At 54.2% G+C, this 17,391-nt stretch carries 15 protein-coding genes and 1 pseudogene; 9 read left to right on the forward strand and 7 right to left on the reverse strand.

Going from position 1 to position 17,391, the window contains the following annotated elements; translation table 11 throughout:
* Nucleotides 1-296 (forward strand): annotated as a pseudogene (locus CCB157_RS18045) (group II intron reverse transcriptase/maturase); the annotation flags it as partial.
* 42 nt (nt 297-338) lie between these two features.
* Here CCB157_RS18045 and CCB157_RS09565 read toward each other — a convergent pair.
* From CCB157_RS09565 to CCB157_RS09590, 5 genes are all read right to left on the reverse strand, one after another.
* Entirely contained in the window at nt 339-896 is a 558-nt protein-coding gene (locus CCB157_RS09565) for a tryptophan transporter (protein ID WP_238594651.1), read from the reverse strand.
* Between the two features lie 427 nt (nt 897-1,323).
* On the reverse strand, nt 1,324-3,117 hold the full coding sequence (locus CCB157_RS09575; protein WP_077615679.1) for a carbon starvation CstA family protein: 1,794 nt from the start codon (nt 3,115-3,117) through the stop codon (nt 1,324-1,326).
* A 134-nt stretch (nt 3,118-3,251) separates the two neighbouring features.
* A complete protein-coding gene (locus CCB157_RS09580) occupies nt 3,252-3,995 on the reverse strand; it encodes a LytR/AlgR family response regulator transcription factor (RefSeq protein ID WP_077615680.1) in 744 nt (247 codons plus the stop codon).
* Entirely contained in the window at nt 3,973-5,751 is a 1,779-nt protein-coding gene (locus CCB157_RS09585) for a sensor histidine kinase (RefSeq protein ID WP_077615681.1), read from the reverse strand. Before CCB157_RS09585 ends, CCB157_RS09580 begins: the two co-directional genes overlap by 23 nt.
* A 317-nt stretch (nt 5,752-6,068) precedes the next feature.
* On the reverse strand, nt 6,069-6,497 hold the full coding sequence (locus CCB157_RS09590; protein ID WP_077615682.1) for an HIT family protein: 429 nt from the start codon (nt 6,495-6,497) through the stop codon (nt 6,069-6,071).
* A 195-nt stretch (nt 6,498-6,692) separates the two neighbouring features.
* On the opposite strand from CCB157_RS09590, the gene CCB157_RS09595 reads away from it, so the two are divergent.
* Nucleotides 6,693-7,439, forward strand: a complete 747-nt coding sequence (locus CCB157_RS09595) for an ABC transporter ATP-binding protein (RefSeq protein ID WP_143286999.1) — start codon at nt 6,693-6,695, stop codon at nt 7,437-7,439.
* Nucleotides 7,433-8,644: an ABC transporter permease gene (locus CCB157_RS09600; RefSeq protein ID WP_158077269.1), complete on the forward strand. Its 1,212-nt coding sequence runs from the start codon at nt 7,433-7,435 to the stop codon at nt 8,642-8,644. The genes CCB157_RS09595 and CCB157_RS09600 overlap by 7 nt, the downstream gene beginning before the upstream one ends.
* Nucleotides 8,645-8,692: 48 nt before the next feature.
* On the opposite strand, the gene CCB157_RS09605 is transcribed toward CCB157_RS09600, so the two are convergent.
* Nucleotides 8,693-10,090, reverse strand: a complete 1,398-nt coding sequence (locus tag CCB157_RS09605) for a hypothetical protein (protein WP_077615685.1) — start codon at nt 10,088-10,090, stop codon at nt 8,693-8,695.
* A 431-nt stretch (nt 10,091-10,521) separates the two neighbouring features.
* Here CCB157_RS09605 and liaF point away from each other — a divergent pair, with 431 nt between their 5' ends.
* From liaF to CCB157_RS09620, 3 genes are read left to right on the forward strand one after another with little or no spacing between them, the layout of a single operon-like run.
* Nucleotides 10,522-11,352: a cell wall-active antibiotics response protein LiaF gene (gene liaF / locus CCB157_RS09610; protein WP_158077270.1), complete on the forward strand. Its 831-nt coding sequence runs from the start codon at nt 10,522-10,524 to the stop codon at nt 11,350-11,352.
* Nucleotides 11,353-11,365: 13 nt separating this feature from the next.
* Nucleotides 11,366-12,391: a sensor histidine kinase gene (locus tag CCB157_RS09615; protein WP_077615687.1), complete on the forward strand. Its 1,026-nt coding sequence runs from the start codon at nt 11,366-11,368 to the stop codon at nt 12,389-12,391.
* Entirely contained in the window at nt 12,388-13,020 is a 633-nt protein-coding gene (locus tag CCB157_RS09620) for a response regulator (RefSeq protein WP_077615688.1), read from the forward strand. The genes CCB157_RS09615 and CCB157_RS09620 overlap by 4 nt, the downstream gene beginning before the upstream one ends.
* Before the next feature lie 485 nt (nt 13,021-13,505).
* On the opposite strand, the gene CCB157_RS09625 is transcribed toward CCB157_RS09620, so the two are convergent.
* A complete protein-coding gene (locus CCB157_RS09625) occupies nt 13,506-13,766 on the reverse strand; it encodes a hypothetical protein (RefSeq protein ID WP_077615689.1) in 261 nt (86 codons plus the stop codon).
* A 117-nt stretch (nt 13,767-13,883) separates the two neighbouring features.
* Between CCB157_RS09625 and CCB157_RS09630 the strand changes: the two genes are divergently transcribed.
* The 3 genes from CCB157_RS09630 (at nt 13,884) to hemE (ending at nt 17,254) form a co-directional block, all read left to right on the forward strand.
* Nucleotides 13,884-14,468 carry an MFS transporter gene (locus CCB157_RS09630; RefSeq protein WP_158077271.1) on the forward strand — a complete coding sequence of 195 codons (585 nt, stop codon included), beginning with the start codon at nt 13,884-13,886 and terminating at the stop codon, nt 14,466-14,468.
* Nucleotides 14,469-14,575: 107 nt separating this feature from the next.
* On the forward strand, nt 14,576-15,658 hold the full coding sequence (locus CCB157_RS09635; protein ID WP_077615691.1) for a DUF4097 family beta strand repeat-containing protein: 1,083 nt from the start codon (nt 14,576-14,578) through the stop codon (nt 15,656-15,658).
* Between the two features lie 534 nt (nt 15,659-16,192).
* A complete protein-coding gene (gene hemE / locus CCB157_RS09645; RefSeq protein ID WP_077615693.1) occupies nt 16,193-17,254 on the forward strand; it encodes a uroporphyrinogen decarboxylase in 1,062 nt (353 codons plus the stop codon).
* The last annotated feature ends 137 nt before the right edge of the window (nt 17,255-17,391 follow it).

Genomic DNA, 17,391 nt, shown 5'->3' on the forward strand with positions numbered 1-17,391 from the left:
CGTTAATTGAGACCCCCTCTCCCTTGAAGCGCCTGGAAGAATGGATAAGAAGAAGGTTGAGACTGTGCCGTTGGCACCAATGGAAAAGGGTGAGAACTCGAATTCGTGAACTGAGAGCCCTTGGGCTCAAAGAACACGAAGTGTTCGAGATCGCTAACACTCGGAAAGGGGCTTGGCGTACGACAAGGACGCCTCAATTGCATAAAGCCCTTGGCAAAGCCTACTGGCTTAAGCAAGGGCTGAAGAGTTTAACGCAGAGATATTTTGAACTCCGTCAAGATTGGCGAACCGCCTAGTGCGGACCCGCATGCTAGGTGGTGTGAGGGGACGGGGGTTCGTCACCCCCTCCTACTCGATACATCTGTTCGAAAAGCCTTGGTGGATGATGGGGTATGGTTGATGATTTTGTAAACGATCGGGAAAACAATCGCGATAAAGACGGCGTTGATGACCGCTGCCGGCAAGACCACCGCCGTAAACATCGCCAAAAATCCGGTGCCGGGCGGCAGGGAAGCGAACAATTGGAGCGCCGTTAAAAACACCGTTCCGCTTAAGATCGTACCCGCAGCCGTCAAGATCACGGCATTCACCATCATCGGCAAAAGCTTTCTGATCGCGAGGAAAAGCGCAAAGATGACCGCCGACGTGATCAGCTTATCGATGATGTTCGGCAAGAAGCCGCCCGGTATCGTCGACGTCAGGCCGGACAACAGGCCGGCGGCGAGACCGATCACGGCGATATTGCGGCGATCCGCGAACAGAAAAATCGTCAGGAACATGGTTGACAGCAACAAGTCGGGTTTCATGCCAAAAAAGAATCCGGGCACGACGGCGTCCAATACCGTCCCGATCGCCAAGAACAACGCGATGAAGACCAACTTCTTCACTTGTTTCACGCTCATCTCTCCTCAACTCGTCTCGTTTTCCCCCGATAATGCGCTGCCGCTTATCGCGGGGATTACATCCAGTATACCAAACGACGGGAAAAAAGGGAACACGATTCATTCCGTTTTGCCGGATGCCTCAAGGCTGATTCGGTTCGTCAAACCTTGCCGAGGGCAGTTTCTGAACCGTCGGACGGGATCAGGCGCTGTTCGGCGGTCGATACCGGATGCGTCAAGCGGCACCGGATGAGGCAAGGCACGGTACCGGGGCTTGCGGCGTGCGCTCGGCAGAACCGTCATATAAATGATAAACGCCCGAGAGGCGGTCACCCTCGGGCGTCGTTTTTTTACAACGAGGCAAACGGCATGCGAAGCGTGGATCTTACGCTGACGAATGCCTTTGTCCAAGTATTTGCGGGGAACGGCAGGCTCGAAAACCTCAAGCCGACTGATATTTAAGCTCGGCTTCGGGCGTCCGCCAAATGGTGATCCACTTCATGACGGACGTGACCAAGATGATCAGGCCCAAAATGAGCATGATGATGGATAAAACGCCGTTCAACACGCTGTGTCCGGCCGATGCCGGGTTAAGGTAAACGTTTTTTGTCATCCAGATGCCCGCGGCGTTTACCGTGACGTATAAGTAGGCGAGAGGCACCAAGCATGTCAGCATATAGCGGCGTTTTTCCGCCACTTTCAAAATGACGGTGGCGCCGACGATCAAACCGATCGAAGCCATGAGCTGGTTGGAGACGCCGAACAGCGCCCAAACCGAACCGATATCGCCCGAGAACAACAGATAGCCCCAGACGAAGCAGGCGAGCGCGCTCGCGAATATCGCCCCCGGCAGCCAATCGGCTTTTTTCAGCGGTTTGTAAAATTCGCCGAAAAAGTCTTGGATCAGGTAGCGGGCGATGCGCGTCCCCGCATCGATCGCGGTCAGGATGAAGACGGCTTCGAACATGATGACGAATTGGAAAAAGTACGAGGCCAAATGTCCGAACCACGGGATCGATTTAAAGATGTAAGCCATGCCGACGGCGAGCGTGACGGCGCCGCCCGTGCGGCCTTCAAGGTTTAGGCCGATTTCGTGATTGAGCGTCGGCAGTTGAACGACGTGCATGCCCAGCGTTTTAAAGATTTCGGGAGCGGAGTTGATCGCAAAATAATCGGCGGGATGCAGAGACGTCGCGGCGACGAGCGCCATGATCCCGACGAGGCATTCGACGAGCATCGCGCCGAACCCGACGACTTTAATGTCCTGCCACTTATCGATCATTTTAGGCGTCGTACCGGACCCGACAAACGCGTGGAACCCCGAAATCGCGCCGCAGGCGATCGTGATGGAGACAAACGGCCAAACCGGACCAGACAAGACGGGCCCGCCGCCGTGGACAAATTTCGTGAAGGCCGGCATTTGGATCGATGGATTGACGAGAAAAACACCCAAAATAAGTGCGATGAACACTCCGATTTTCATGAAGCTGCTCAAATAATCGCGGGGGACGAGCAAGAGCCAAACCGGCAAGGCGGCGGCAAAAAAGGCGTAAACGGGCAGAAGGATCGCCAACGTTTTGTAGTTAAAGGTCAACCAGTCGCCGAGCGCGCTGTCCTTGATGTATGGGCCAGCGAAAACGCCGGCCAACAGCAGCAAAAAGCCGATGATCGACGCCCATTTTAAATTGCCGGTTTTCTTGTAATATAATCCGACCCCCATGGCGATCGGTATGGTGATGCCGACGGAAAACGTGCCCCATGGATTGTTTTCCAAGGCGTTGATGACGACCATGGACAGGCCGGCCATCGTAATGGTAATGATGAACAACATCGCCAAACCCGTGCAAAAACCGGCGACGGGGCCGAGTTCTTCTTTGGCGACATCTGACAGCGATTTGCCGTTTCGCCGCATTGAGGCGAACAAAACGACGGCATCGTGGACGGCGCCGCCGATGACCGCGCCGATCAACAGCCAGAGCAAGCCGGGCAAATAGCCGAACTGGGCGGCGAGCACCGGGCCGACGAGCGGACCTGCCGCCGCGATCGCGGCGAAATGGTGACCGAACGCAACCCAGCGGTTGGTCGGCACGTAATCTTTTCCGTCGTTCAGTTTATGAGCGGGCGTCGGCTCGGCTTCGCTTAAACGCAAAACTTTGGCTGCCAAGAACGTCCCGTATAAGCGGTAGGCGATGACGAGAAGGCAGATCGATCCGATGACGACGGTAATCCCGTTCATGTTTCGCTCCCCTTTCCTTTAGATTTTTGCAATTTCGATGATAGCGAAAGTGATCGATTTCATTGCATTTTCATCGCCAAACGCACAAAAGGGGGAGCGAAGTGCATGAACCTGAGGATGAAAAGCAAGCGCTTTCAAAGACCGAACCATTGTTTCAGCTTTTTGGCGTAAGTGCGGCTGACCGGGATTTTTTCACCGTTCGGCAAAACGAGTAGATAAGTGGAATGAAACCAGGGTTCGATTTGTGCGACTTTGTCCAAATTGACGAGGTAGGATCGGTGAACCCGCTCAATCGTGGTGTCCCGCAGCTTTCTTTCCAAGGAAATGAGCGATTCATTGACGCGATACTTTTTGTCTTGCGCGGTGATGATCGTTTGGCCGCCCGCGGCTTCCAAGGAATAAATGTCTTGAGGGTTGAGGACGATGATTTTTTCGTCGAGATTGATCGCCAATTTTTTCGGCGCTTCGCCCGTTCGGGCACTCGCCGCGTCCGCCCGTCGGCTCGCCTTTTTCATCTCGACGATCCGTTCGAGTTTGTTGACGGTTTGGATGACGCGGTGTTCATCGAACGGTTTTAAAAGATAATCGAGCGCATTCAGTTCAAAGGCTTCCAGGGCAAATTCATCGTAGGCCGTCGCGAAGACGATCTCGGGCCGATTGTCCATCTTGGAAAGCTTTTTGGCGATCTCGATGCCGTTATCTTCCGCCAATTCGATATCCAAAAACAGCACATCCGCTTCAAGCGGCTGACGCTCGTCGAAGACGGCTGACAAGGTGTCGCTTTCAGCGACGATTTCCACCTTTTTTGTGCGCTTCAGAAGATAGGCGAGCTCATCCCTCGCCAGCGGCTCATCGTCAACGATAACCGCTTTCAACATTTTGATTCCCCCGTTTCGGCGCGTGAAGGGGCAGGGTCATCCGCACTTTCGTTCCGCGGCCCGGCCGGCTTTCGATCGAAAACGTGCCGCGGCTGCCGTAAAGTTCCTCCACGCGCTTTTTAATGTTCCAAAGGGCGGTGCCGGTGCCTTCGCTCGAAGTGATTTGCCGGCGTCCCAACAGGTCGAGTATTTTCGGATCGATGCCGCGTCCGTCGTCTTCGGCGGCGATGATCAATTTTCCATCTTTTTTGTAAGCCCGAATCCGGATGGTTCCGGTTTTTCCGTCGGCCTTCGGGAAAGCGTGTTTTACGGCGTTTTCCACCAACGGCTGCAAAATGAACGGCGGAATCAAGACGTCTTTTAATGCGGGATCAACGTCCCATTCGACGCGGCAGCGGTCGGAAAAACGGGCTTCTGCCAGAGCCAAATAGGCTTCGACGTGCTCGAGTTCTTTTTCCAATGGAATGAACATCTGGCGCGCTCCTTGAAGGTTGCTACGGAAAAATACGGCCAATTTGATGAGGAGCTTTCTGGCCCGTTCGGCGTCGGTCCGGATGAGGCTCGAAATGGTGTTGATGGCGTTGAACAAGAAATGCGGATGGATTTGCGCTTGCAACGCTTTGATTTCCGCATCTTTTAAAAGTTTGCTTTGCCGTTCCATCTCGGCGAATTCCAACTGCGCGGAAAACAGCTTGCTCAGCCCTTCGGCGAGCTCTTCTTCGACGAGATTCAGGCGGTTCGGGCGCGTGAAGTACAGCTTTAATGTTCCGGCGGTTCGTCCATGTACGATGAGCGGCAAGACGACGGCCGCTTTCAAGGGGCAATCGCTTTTAAAGCAGCCGATCGCTTTTTGGGACGTCGCTTTTAAAATGCGCCCTTCGGCCAACACCGCTTTGGTCAATTTCGTTCCCAATCCCTGACCGGGGACGTGATGATCCGATCCTGCACCGACGTGCGCCAATACGCGTTTTCTGTCCGTGATGGCCACGGCGTCGGCGGCGGTCGAGCGGAGAAGGATTTCCGCCACTTTCCCGCACGTGGCGACGGTCAGCCCTTTGCGAAAATACGGCAGCGTCTGGTAAGCGATGTCCATGGCTTTGTGCGTTTGAATGGCGCGCGTGCGCTCTTCTTCTTGTAGCATCGTGCGAATGATCAGCATGAAGACCAAGGTGCCGAAACCGTTGACGGTGATCATGGGCAAGGCGATGATTTCCACCAGACGGCGGGCTTCTTCATACGGGCGGGCCAAAAGCAAGATGATGCCCATCTGCACGATCTCCATTGAGATGCCCGTGGCGACAACGAGCCATGGCGATGAGCGGCTGTGCAGTTGATATCGTTTGCCCATCAAGCCGGTGACGAAGCCGGCGAGCACGGTGGAAACCGAGCAAGCGACGGCGGAAAAGCCTCCGAGCGTCAGGCGGTGCAATCCGGCGATCAGCCCGGCTCCAATGCCGACCATCGGTCCGCCGAGGAATCCGCCGATCGTCACGCCCATGATGCGCGTATTGGCGATGGCGCCGTCCACCTCCAAAGAGGTGTGCCATTCGCTGGAAGTCAGCATTCCGTTTTGGATCTCGACGCCGATGTAGTTGCTGATGATCCCGAAAGCGCCGAAAATGACCGTCAAGATGATTTTTTCAAGGCGGTCGCCATGGCGGACCATATGGCGAAACGATTTGACCATGGAGAGCATAAACGCAATGATGATGAGAATGCCGACGCGTTCCAGCATTAACGGTACGAGCGCGAGCATAACCTGTTCCTCCAAATGACGGTTGACTTTCGTCAAGCGCGGGGAAGTATGAATCAGTGCGGTTTAAAAAAATAATGCGCTTTCATTTACTTCTAATAATAAAAGATCGCGCGAAGGTCGGCACGGTTTTTGACAAAACCCGCCTGGACCAGGCGGGTTTGTACGCCATTGTTTTCCCCATTCGGCCGAGGAAGGGCCTGAACGCGTTTGGGGAATAAACCAACGAAATGGGCAGATTTGGGCGGCCGGCCTTTAAATCCCCCGGACGGTTCTTCCGGCGGGCGTCATGCGGCCTGCACCGTTGAAAGGTGACAAGGTCAAAGTTTTTCGGCGATCGCCTTGGCGATGTTTTGCCTTTCTTCTGGAGAGTAATCGCTTTCGTGGGAATGCCACACGGCGCCGAAGCCATCCCCTTTGCCGTAGCGGGGGATAATGTGCAGATGATAATGGAAAACGCTTTGCATCGCGATCTCACCGTTATTGTTCAAGAGATTGAGGCCTTCAGGCTGGAAGGCATCACGGATCGCGCCCGCGATTTTCGGCACGACCGAGAACAATTTGGCCGCCGTGTCCGCCGGCAATTCAAAAATGTTCGGATAGTGGTCTTTGGGGACCACCAAGGTGTGCCCTTTGGTCACTTGGCCGATGTCGAGAAACGCGAAGACGTTCTCATCCTCATAGACTTTGGCGGAAGGCAATTCGCCGCGAATGATTTTGCAAAAAATGCAATTCGGGTCGTGTGCCATCGGCAACATCCTTTCCTATTTTTTGATTTATTTTACCATGGTTAAGAAAGGATTTCCCGTCGTTCATCCATGCCGGGCAGTCAAGGGGTGTTCCGACCGGTTTGTTCTTTCCGCTTCTGGCAAAATTACGGCATTTTTGCGACAATAGGAAGCAGCGGAAGCGTATGGCGAAAACGGTTGAAGGGAGTGGGCGGGGTGCCTGCGGTGCTGGAAGTCGAAGGGTTGAGCGGGGGCTACTCGCGGCGAAAAGAAATCATCCGCGACATCAGTTTTACAGTGAACCGCGGTGAACTCGTCGGGCTCGTCGGTTTGAACGGCGCCGGCAAGAGCACGACGATTAAACATATCTTGGGGTTGCTTGAGCCGACCAAGGGAACGATCAAAGTCGAAGGGCTTACGATTAAAGAGGACATGACGCGCTATCGTTCACACATCGGATATATTCCCGAAACGCCGGTTTTGTACGAACAATTGACGCTGCGCGAACATCTCGAAATGACGGCAATGGCCTACGGTTTGGATCGCGGCGTTTTCGAGGAAAGGCTGCCGGGATTGCTTCGCCGCTTTGACATGGAGAACCGCTTGAACGCGTTTCCCGGCCATTTTTCCAAGGGGATGAAGCAAAAAGCCATGATCCTTTCGGCGTTTCTCGTCCAGCCGAAGTTATACGTCGTCGACGAGCCGTTCGTCGGCCTGGATCCGCTCGCGATTCAAGCCTTTCTCGAGTTGATGACGGAGATGAAGCAGAATGGTGCGGCGATTTTAATGTCGACGCACATCTTATCGACCGCCGAGCAGTATTGCGACCGCTTCATCCTCCTCCATGAAGGCCGGATCGCCATGCAAGGGTCGATGGAAGAGTTGCGGCGGGCGTCCGGCAGGCGCTATGCCTCGCTCCACGAATTGTATGTGGCCGTCGCCAGGGGGGAGAAGCCGTGGTAACGGTCGAGCAGCTTTGGCGGGCGCGCTGTGGCCATTTTTGGAAGATCGCCGTGCGCTATTTGCGGCTTCTCGCCAACAGCGGCTTTATGTTTTCCCTCTACATTTTCATTGTCGCCGGCGGGGTGTACTACCAAAGATGGGTGAAGGGCTTGAGCGACGCGTTTCCGGCGGAATGGCTGTTGACCGCCGCTTTTTCCATCCTCATCGCCCGCACGCCGATCCGCACCTTTATTCAACCGGCGGATCTCGTCTTTTTGTTGCCGCTTGAACGTGAAATGACCCGTTATTTTAAACGGGCCGTTCTTTACAGCGCGCTCGTTCAATCCATCGCGATATTGTTCGCTTGGGCGATCGCCATGCCGCTTTTCCTGCAGACGGTCGATCGACGCCCGGCGGTGTATGCGGTCGTTTTGTTTTTGCTTTTTATGGTCAAGGCGTGGAACTTGGATGCCGCCTGGCGGGAGCATTATGTAACGGAAAGCCTGCCGTACAAAGGATTGCGCGTGGCGGTGACGGCGGCGTTCATCGGGTTTTTGCTTTTTAAAGCGCCGTGGTGGACGCTATGTCTCATCTTTTTGATCATGGTCGCCCTGTCGGTTTTCGTGTACCATCCCTTATCCAAAAAACATCTGTTGAAATGGGAAGTGCTCTTGGAAAACGAAAATAGGCAACTCGCCCGCTTTTTCCGGTTCGCCAATCTGATCACGGACGTCCCGGCCCTCAGAAACCGCGTCAAACCGCGGCGGTTGCTGTCGATGTGGACGGACGTTTTCCCGTTCGGACAAGCCTCGGTATTCCGCCTGTTTTATGCCAAGACGTTCGTCCGTCTGGGGGATTATTTCGGGATTTGGTTCCGATTGACGGCGGTCGGGGCCATCCTCATTCTTTTGTTGCCGGACGGGTGGCCGCAGCTTGTCGTCGCGTTCATGGCGGTGTATTTGACCGCTGTTCAGCTCCTTCCCATGTGGCGGAACGGATGGGAAGACGGGCCGGCGCTTTGGTTTCCGACGGCCCCCGTCCTCCGTCTCCGCGGATTTTTAACCGTTCTTTCGCTCATTCTCGTCGCCCAGTCGGTCATTTTGAGCGCGGCCGTCGCCGTCGGCCGGAATGGGGAAGCGGCCGGATGGGCTTTATTGATCTGCGTGGGGTTCTCCGCTGCCTTCACATACGGCTATGCGGCAAGAAAGCTTGGAACCGCCGGATAAAGGCGTGAAAAAAGATTAATATATCCGCTCCGGCGCTCGTCGGACCGTTCACAAGATTAACATCGCCGCAATCGTCGTCACGATGAGCCCGGTGATGACGGGGACGAGATTGCGGCGCGCAAGGGTGAACGCATCGACATTACAAATGGCGGCGGCCGGAATTAACGCCCAGGGAATGAGCGTCCCGCCGCCGACCCAAATCGCGGCGATTTGCCCCAAGGCGGTCAAGGTGGCCGCGCCCGCTCCGATCGCCGCGCTGAAAAGATGGGCGATGGAACCGGCCAAGGATATGCCCGAGAAACCGGATCCGTCCAGTCCGGTGATGGCGCCCGCAGCGGTGAGCGTGACGGCGGCGACTTCCTTGTTCACCGGCACCGCATGGGCGAGCGCGTTGCCGAGATCGTTGACGATGCCTTGGGAACCGGCGGGAAGGTGGTTTCCGAACACCGATTGAAAGCCGGCGTCCCCCATATAGAAAAACGCGGCGATCGGAATGACCGGCCCGAATACTTTAAAGCCAAACTGAAAACCTTTTATCAAATACGCGGTGATTTTTTCAAGACCGTCCTGTTGGTGAGCGGCAAGGGAAATCGCGGCTAATATAAATAAAACCGTGCCGCCGATCAGTGCGGTGGCGTCCCCGCCTTGGAGATGAAAAGCGAACATGCTGATGACATCGAGGATGAGCAAGACAGGAATGAGGACGGCAAAAACGGTTTTCGCTTGATCGGACAAGGCATTTGGTCGCTCTTGGCCGTGGGTTTCCAACGCGGCCAACTCTTTTTGCGTCACCTTTAACGCGCCGCTTTTCATGTCCCGTCGCAAAAACCAAAACGCGGTTGCAGTGGTGACCGCTCCCATGATGATGACGAGCGGCACGCTTGCCGCCATGACGGAAGAGACGGGGAGCCCGGCGGCGTCGGCCGTGAGTTTCGGTGCGCCCTGGATGATATAATCGCCGGATAATGCGATCCCGTGGCCGAACAAGTTCATCGCCATCGCCACGCCCAAGGCGGGCAGACCGGCGCGTAAGGCGACGGGCAGGAGGACGACGCCGATTAAGGCCGTTGCCGGGGAAGGCCAGAAAAACCATGAGATCACCATCATGATGAGGCCGACGCTCCAGAAAGCGAGAGCCGGGGTTTTGATCCATCGGCCAAAAGGGCAGATCATCCGATCGCTGATCTCGGTTTCGGTCATGATGTCGCTCAATGCGACGATGACGGAGATGACGAGGATGGTGCCGAGCAATTGACCAATGGCGTAAATCAAACTATTGAAGACGCTCGTAACGGCGACGACGATCGACGAGGTGGCGACCAAGCCGAGGAGAAAGACGCCGATGAGGCAGACGAGAGACGTATCGCGCCGCATGATCATAGCCGCAATGATGATGAACATAAAAAAGAGGTACACCCAGTGAATGAGCGTCAACTCCACTCCCATAGACAAGCCCCCTAGCCATTCATGTATTCATAGGGTATGACAGGCGCCCACGCGATGTGCCATATTTTTTCCGGCAGTGGCACCGCTGCTTCGCTTTCGCCGCTAAGAGGCTGCGCGTGAAGGCAAGCGGGCGCCGGGTTTCGCCTGCCGCTCATTTTGCGGAGGTAAAAATGGTCCTTTCCTTCAGAACCGCTTTGGATTGAACGGCGAATTCAGACTTGGGACGGAGGTAAAAACCGCCGCCGGGTCATTTATAATGTCGGGTAAGGCGATTATATTGGTAGTGAAAAGAAGAGGTTGGAACCCGAGGCGAGGAGACCAGACGCGAAGGGATAAGGCATGGAATGTGGAAGTCTCGCGCAATAAACCGCGGGGAGAAGGCCAATCCGGTCAAAGCTTCCAAGGATGACAGAGATTTTGAGGGGATAGCGATGAGAAGACATATATCATTTGGGAATTTATTCATAGCGTCCATTTTCATTCTGATCGGCGCCTGGCTGCTTTTGTCCAATATGGGCCTGATTGATACAAGCCTCGGTGCGCTTCTCGATATTTTTCTCGCCGCCGCCATTTTTGTTTACGGGCTATGGTCGATCTTTGTCCCGTTGCTTAGAAGGCGGCGGCCGCACTGGTTTGCGGGCGTGTTCGGCACGGCCTACGGCGGTTTGTTATTGGCCGATTATTTTCACTGGCTCTCGTTTCGTTGGTCGGATTTTTGGAAGCTGTGGCCGCTCTTGTTCGTCTATATCGGCTTGGAAATGATCAGCGGCAGCGTCAGGACGGCCCACGGGGGCTATGAAAGAAAGCGGCGCCGCCGGGAGGGCCGCGGGTCGACCGCCGTGTACGACGAAGGATATCGTGAATATAAGGCTTCTAATCGGCACGGGACGGGCACATCGGTTTTCAATTTTGTCAAAGAATACCGGTTCAATGAACCGAATTGGCCGGTGGAACCAATGGCGCATTGGTCGATGGTCGGCGAATACGAGATGGACTTCACCCAGGCGTTCATCCCGGATCGGGAAACGGCAATCCGGCTTTCCGGTTGGGTCGGCGACATCGATATCATCATCCCGGAAGACGTCGCCTTCCAAGTGAGAGGCGAGGCGAGCATCTTGAACGCCAAGATCGACGATCGGGTTCAAGACGGCGTCGGCGGCAGAGATATTTTTTATCAAACGCCGGATTTTGAGCAGGCGACGCGCCGCCTCATTTTCGACCTGGATTTTAAAATCTTGGATCTTCGCATCGACCGGATTTAGGGGGGCAGGCGGGATGCTCAAGTCATTTCATGCTTTTAAGAAGCAGGCGGCGATCGCCTTGCTTTCCGCCGCGGGAGTCTTCATTGCCCTCGAAGGGATCGCCTCCGCCGAAGGCAGGCGCGTCACGGGCGAAGTCGCCGCCGCGTCGGGCATCGTTTTCATCGTCGTTTTTGTCCTGGGGCTTTATCTCACGTTTAAAGAACGCTGGGCATTCAAGCAGCATCTGGACGACATTACTGCTTTTATCACCGTGCTGTCCAACGGCAAATTATCCGACCGCATGGAAATTCAAGAGCCTGGAGAACTCGCTTCCATCGGCCGGGCGCTCAACCGCCTCGCCGACCGCTTCGAGAATCAAGTCCAATCGCTGCAAAAACTGGCCGACGAAAAGGCGGAACTCGCCGAACAAGCGAAAGCGGCGGCGGCCATCGAGGAGCGTCAACGGCTGGCGCGCGATCTGCACGATGCGGTCAGCCAACAGTTGTTCGCCTTGAACATGCTCGCTTCGGCGGCAAAAAAGACGATCGACAAAAATCCGGAGGCCGCGAAGCGCCAAATCGAAGAAATCGCCGATATCGCTTTGAAAGCGCAAGGGGAAATGCGGGCGCTTCTCCTTCATCTCCGCCCGGTTCATCTGTCGGGAGATTCTTTGCAAGAAGGGATGGAAAAACTCATCGATGAACTGGCGCGGAAGACAAACATCCGGTTTGAAACGGACATTCAACCGATCGAAGGCCTTTCAAAAGGCGTCGAAGACCATCTTTTCCGGCTGCTGCAGGAAAGTCTGTCGAATGCGCTGCGCCATTCCGGCGCGACGGTGATTAAGCTCGAACTCCGGCAAACGAGCCAAGCCGTCGTCTTAAAGGTGCATGACAATGGAAAAGGGTTCGACGTCACGGAAGAGAAGAAGGCGTCTTATGGGTTGAAAACGATGCGGGAGCGTTGCGAGGAACTGGGCGGCCAGTTGACGGTGACGTCGCGCCTGGGCGAAGGCACTTTTGTTGACGTCCGGATACCGATAGGGGGGAATCGCTTATGACCGAACCGATTAAAGTGCTGATCGTCGATGATCACGACATGGTGCGCCGCGGCTTGCGCGCGTATTTGGAAATCGAAGACGATATAGAAATCGTCGGCGAGGCGTCCGATGGCGACGAAGTGTTGGAACGCGTTGAAGCCTTGCGCCCTGACGTCATCCTCATGGATTTGATCATGGAGAGGGTGGACGGCATCGAAGCGACCAAGCAAGTGCTCGCGCAACACCCGGAATGCCGGGTGATCGTCTTAACGAGCTTTTATGATGACGAAAAAGTTTTTCCGGCGCTTGAGGCGGGGGCAACCAGTTATTTGTTGAAGACAGCTTCGGCGGAGGAGATCGTCGAAGCGATCCGCAAAGCGGTGCGCGGGGATTCCGTCATCGACGCCAAAGTCGCCGGAAAAATGCTCCACCGCTTTCGCGATGCGCGCCCGAAACATGAACAGTTGACGAGCCGGGAGCGCGAGGTGTTGATTCTCATCGCCAAGGGGAAGTCGAACGCCGAAATCGCCGAAGAACTCTACATCGGCATCAAGACGGTGAAAACCCACGTCAGCAACATTTTGAGCAAGCTGGGAGTGAGCGACCGCACCCAAGCGGCGATATACGCCCACGAGCATCATTTAGTTTAACCGTGTCGTGATGAAGGCGATGGTTATGGCGGCAAGGTTGGTTGCGTTTTCCGGGCTCTATTTTGATCAAGTGGATATCTCTGCTAGATTTCCAGTCCGCCGTTTGGGGAGCGGATCCGTGATTCAACTAATAGAGAGAATCGGCATTAAACAAACCCCTTAATGATTAATTCCATGTAGGGGGCTCCCGCATGCGAAGGATCTCCGTGCCTCATCGAAATTTTTGGTGCTTTTTTTCAGGTTATTTAGCTTCCGAAATCGATCTTTTATTTATCCGTTTTTTGGTGGGTGGAACATCAAACGCAAAATCCCCAGTTAGTGGCATGGTTGGGCTTGGCGATCACGGTTCCGCAGCTGTTTTCATTTATTACCGGTGCGGTATCGGATGTCTACAACAGAAAACATGTCATGATGACAGCCGACTTTTTATCGATGCTCATTTGTTATAAGCATGACGACCTTTACTTTAAAACGATCGGTTTTTCCTATCTCTTTATATTCTTTTCCTTTATTAAACCTGTGCGACAAAATTTTTTACCGTGTTCAAGAGCTTTTCTTCCGGATATGACTTCCACAAAATTTCTTAACTTGGGCAACAGCTTGTTTACGATGGCTACCCAACTATAAACGATCATCGGGGCGACCATTGGTGCCGTTTTGTTAAATAAATTAAACATCGTGGTGTTTTTCCTTTTTAACGCCGCAACGTTTCTATTTTCCTTTTTAATGGCTGCTTTGATCCGCAATGACCATGGTCATCCGGCGCATGCGGGAGCTAAAGGGAGACTCGCTGAAAAACTTTTTAAGCTTTTAACAAAAAACACGTCATGATTTTCGTTTCAAACGTAAAAGGCGGTTTTTCCTTGTTTAAGAAATATAAACTCCTTAGGTACATGATACCCGGCGTGTTTTTCACCAATATTTTTTTCGTCACTTTCAATTATTTAACTCCGGTTTGGTCGCAACAAATTTTGAGAAAAGGCGCCGAAGGCTACAGCCTGATGGAATTGGGATTGGCTACCGGTTTTTTCATCGGCGCGTTCATGGCTGCCGTGCTGTCAAAGAGAGTGTCTGCAAAATATGGGCAAATGTTGGCGTTTTTAATAGAGGGGCTGCTGATGTTTTTTCCGGCATTTAAAAACCTATACTATGAAGTCATTGTTTTGCTTTCCGTAGGCATTGGCTTCGGCATGTCCAATACCTTCGGGGCAACGATGATTCAAGAAATGATTCCGAAAGATTATCGGGGGAGAGCTTTTGGCGTGCTTATGACCGCTCTCGGTGGCGTGGCCCCCATCGGAACATTTATATCGGGAATTCTAGCCGGCATTTTGGGACTCATCGGTGTGTTTGGGATATCCGGAATCGGCGTGGCGATCGGGGCGGTCATTTTGGCCGCTGTTTTCGCCAAGATTCCGGATATGGAAAGGGCGAAAGCAGTGGTATGAAAGATGTGTGTAAAAAAGCGATTGGAACCGTTCTGATCATATCTTCGCATGATGGAAAAATAGGGTTTGAAACTAGAATAGACACCTGATAAGGAAGCGATGGCAATATGAGTCTCGCACGAGCGATCATCACGATCGTCCGGTCATTGACCGGCATGTTCAATGTAACGGAGATCCATGAAACAAAGCGATTTTCCGGCGAGGGGATCCGCCGCCTTCACATACGGACGCCGTTTGTCACGGTCCGCCTCGGATCCACAAAAGAAGGCGAAGGGACGGCGGCCTTGACGGGGGGAGTGTCAAGCCGCTATAAGGATGCCTTCGTTTTTGATGTGCGGCGCAACGAGGATGCCCTGGAAATCAGTGTCGAGCGCACCGCCGCCAGATCCTTTTTCTTCGGATGGATGGTCAACCGTTTGACTTTAGACGTCCGTTTGCCGGATAACGTTTATGAATCCATTGCCCTTCATTCTTCGTCTGGAGACGTTTTTTTGGAGGATGTGGCGGCAGGAACCGTGACCGTCAAAACCTCAAGCGGAGATGTTCAAGCCCTTGACCTCCGTGCCAAGGATCGCTGTTTCATTCGGTCCAGCAGCGGGGATGTTCGAGCGACAAACATCGGAGCGAAACGGATCGATATGGAGGCGACCAGCGGCGCCTTCCTGCTCAAAAACATCACAGCGGAGACGCTGACGGTTTCTGCGACGTCCGGCGGGATCAAAGCCTTCCGCATTGCGGGGCATCATTTCCGGGCCGAAGCCTCGAGCGGCGACCTGCAAGCGACCGATGTCAGCGTTAAACGGTTTTCCGCACGCACGCGCAGCGGGGATATGGAGCTGCACCATATCGTTGCGGACCGCGTTCAACTTTCGGCGTCTTCCGGCGAGATATCGGTTGCAAAAGTCTCCGGTGCGCTCGACATTGAGACGTCTTCCGGTGATATTCGGGTCCTCAGCGACGCTTTGACCGACGATTGCCGACTCCGCGCGACGAGCGGAGACATCGACGTCAAACTCGCCGATCCTTCCGATGTCATGCTCTTTTTCAGCAGTTCATCGGGACAGGGCCGTGTTCAAGTGCCCGCGATGGTGTTTCAGGAAAAAAGCGATCATATCATCCGCGGGATGACGGGGTCCGGCCGCTGTCGTTTGCATGCGCAGACCAGCTCCGGCAATTTCCGCCTGAGTTGACAAGCTTCGCCTCATCGGGGCTCGGGCATGGATTAATGCGCTGATTGCGCGCGCATTAAATTTTTCTTGAAACGGTGTCGTGTTAAAATAGGAAAGGCACCGTCTTTTGGCGTTTGGATACGGCCGAATGACGAAAAGGTTGGAAACGCCGAAATCCTTTTTTTGTTTCGCCGCGCTTGCGTTCGGCTGCCGCTTCGGAATCGGTACACAGGCAAACAATGGCCGACGGACGTCGCGAACGTTCGGCTCACGCCCGGTTGCCGGCTTGCGCAAGCGCTTACCGACGGAAACGACGCTTTATGCGTTGCGGGAAGCCGGTTCCTTGCCATACGCAGGCGCCATTGCGATCGAATACATAACTTTTCGGCAGTTTTTTTCCGAACCGCCTTCGATGATGGAAGTTTAGGTTAATGCTTGGCCCGCCATGCGAATTTGTAACAGATTCGATAGAATTTCGGCGCGCACGCGGGTGTTACAATATGGAATAATAATTATGGAATAATAATTTTAGAAAAGAGAGAGGATGGCCGCGCATTGACCAACCGAGCGTTTAACGACGCGTTCCTAAAGGCTTGCCGCAAGGAGGCGGTCCCGCACGTCCCCGTTTGGTACATGCGGCAGGCGGGCCGATATCAGCCGGAATATCGGGCGATCCGTCAACAGTATTCGTTTTTTGAAATCAACGAGAATCCCGAAGTGTGCGCGCAAGTGACGCGCTTGCCTGTCGAACAGCTGGGCGTGGACGCGGCGATCTTGTTCGCCGACATCATGACGCCAATAAAGACGATCGGCGTCGACGTGCGCATCGTTGAGGGCAAAGGGCCGGTCATCTCCAATCCCGTGCGCGCGTTGGCTGACGTCAAACGGTTGGGGGATTTGGCGCCGGAGCGCGATCTGCCATACATACGCGAGACGATCCGCTTGCTGAGGGAACAGCTTTCCGTACCGTTGATCGGGTTTGCCGGGGCGCCCTTTACGCTGGCCAGTTATTTGATCGAAGGCGGGCCGTCGAAAGACTATCACAAAACGAAGGGATTTATGTACAGCCGTCCGCAAGAATGGCAAGCCTTAATGGACAAGCTGGCCGCCGTCACCATCGCATACCTGTCGTGGCAAATCGAGGCAGGCGCGCAGGCCGTGCAGGTCTTTGATTCTTGGGTTGGATCGGTCGCCAGCGATGATTATGAAAAGTACATCGCCCCGACCATGATGAACATTTTCGCGGAGATCCGAAAAACCGGCGTGCCGACGATTTATTTCGGCAGCGGCACAGCGCATTTGCTCAAAATTTGGAATCAGCTCCCCGTCGACGTTTTATCCGTTGATTGGCGCATTTCCATCGACGAGGTGCGGGAACTCGGCATCGACAAAGCTTTGCAAGGAAACCTCGATCCTTCGATGCTGCTCGCCCCGTGGGAGGCGTTAATCGAAAAAGTGAAAGCGATCGTTGATCAAGGCAAGAAAAAACCAGGATATATCTTTAACCTCGGGCACGGCGTTTTCCCCGAGGCAGATGCCGCCGTGTTAAAAAGGCTGACGGATTGGATTCATGAATACACGAAAGCGGAAGCGGTCAAAGAACGCGTGGAATCGTGACGGTTTAAAAGATCCGGAATGGGTTGGGTCTCGCTTGACAATGCGGGAATTCCAAAAATGCGATCGTGAGTCTGGCGCGCGGGATGCGCCATCGGCCGAATCGTCGTTCGTTTAAAGCGCAATGAGATCATACATGA

The sequence above is a fragment of the Caenibacillus caldisaponilyticus genome, from assembly GCF_002003465.1.
In the GTDB taxonomy this organism is placed as follows: domain Bacteria; phylum Bacillota; class Bacilli; order Bacillales; family Sporolactobacillaceae; genus Caenibacillus; species Caenibacillus caldisaponilyticus.

Coding starts and splice junctions, on each gene's coding strand:
- CCB157_RS09635 (WP_077615691.1), top strand. CDS start 14,576: ATGAGTCTCGCACGAGCGATCATCACGATCGTCCGGTCATTGACCGGC.
- CCB157_RS09620 (WP_077615688.1), top strand. CDS start 12,388: ATGACCGAACCGATTAAAGTGCTGATCGTCGATGATCACGACATGGTG.
- CCB157_RS09580 (WP_077615680.1), bottom strand. CDS start 3,995: ATGTTGAAAGCGGTTATCGTTGACGATGAGCCGCTGGCGAGGGATGAG.
- CCB157_RS09615 (WP_077615687.1), top strand. CDS start 11,366: ATGCTCAAGTCATTTCATGCTTTTAAGAAGCAGGCGGCGATCGCCTTG.
- CCB157_RS09605 (WP_077615685.1), bottom strand. CDS start 10,090: ATGGGAGTGGAGTTGACGCTCATTCACTGGGTGTACCTCTTTTTTATG.
- liaF (WP_158077270.1), top strand. CDS start 10,522: ATGAGAAGACATATATCATTTGGGAATTTATTCATAGCGTCCATTTTC.
- CCB157_RS09590 (WP_077615682.1), bottom strand. CDS start 6,497: ATGGCACACGACCCGAATTGCATTTTTTGCAAAATCATTCGCGGCGAA.
- CCB157_RS09585 (WP_077615681.1), bottom strand. CDS start 5,751: ATGCTCGCGCTCGTACCGTTAATGCTGGAACGCGTCGGCATTCTCATC.
- CCB157_RS09575 (WP_077615679.1), bottom strand. CDS start 3,117: ATGAACGGGATTACCGTCGTCATCGGATCGATCTGCCTTCTCGTCATC.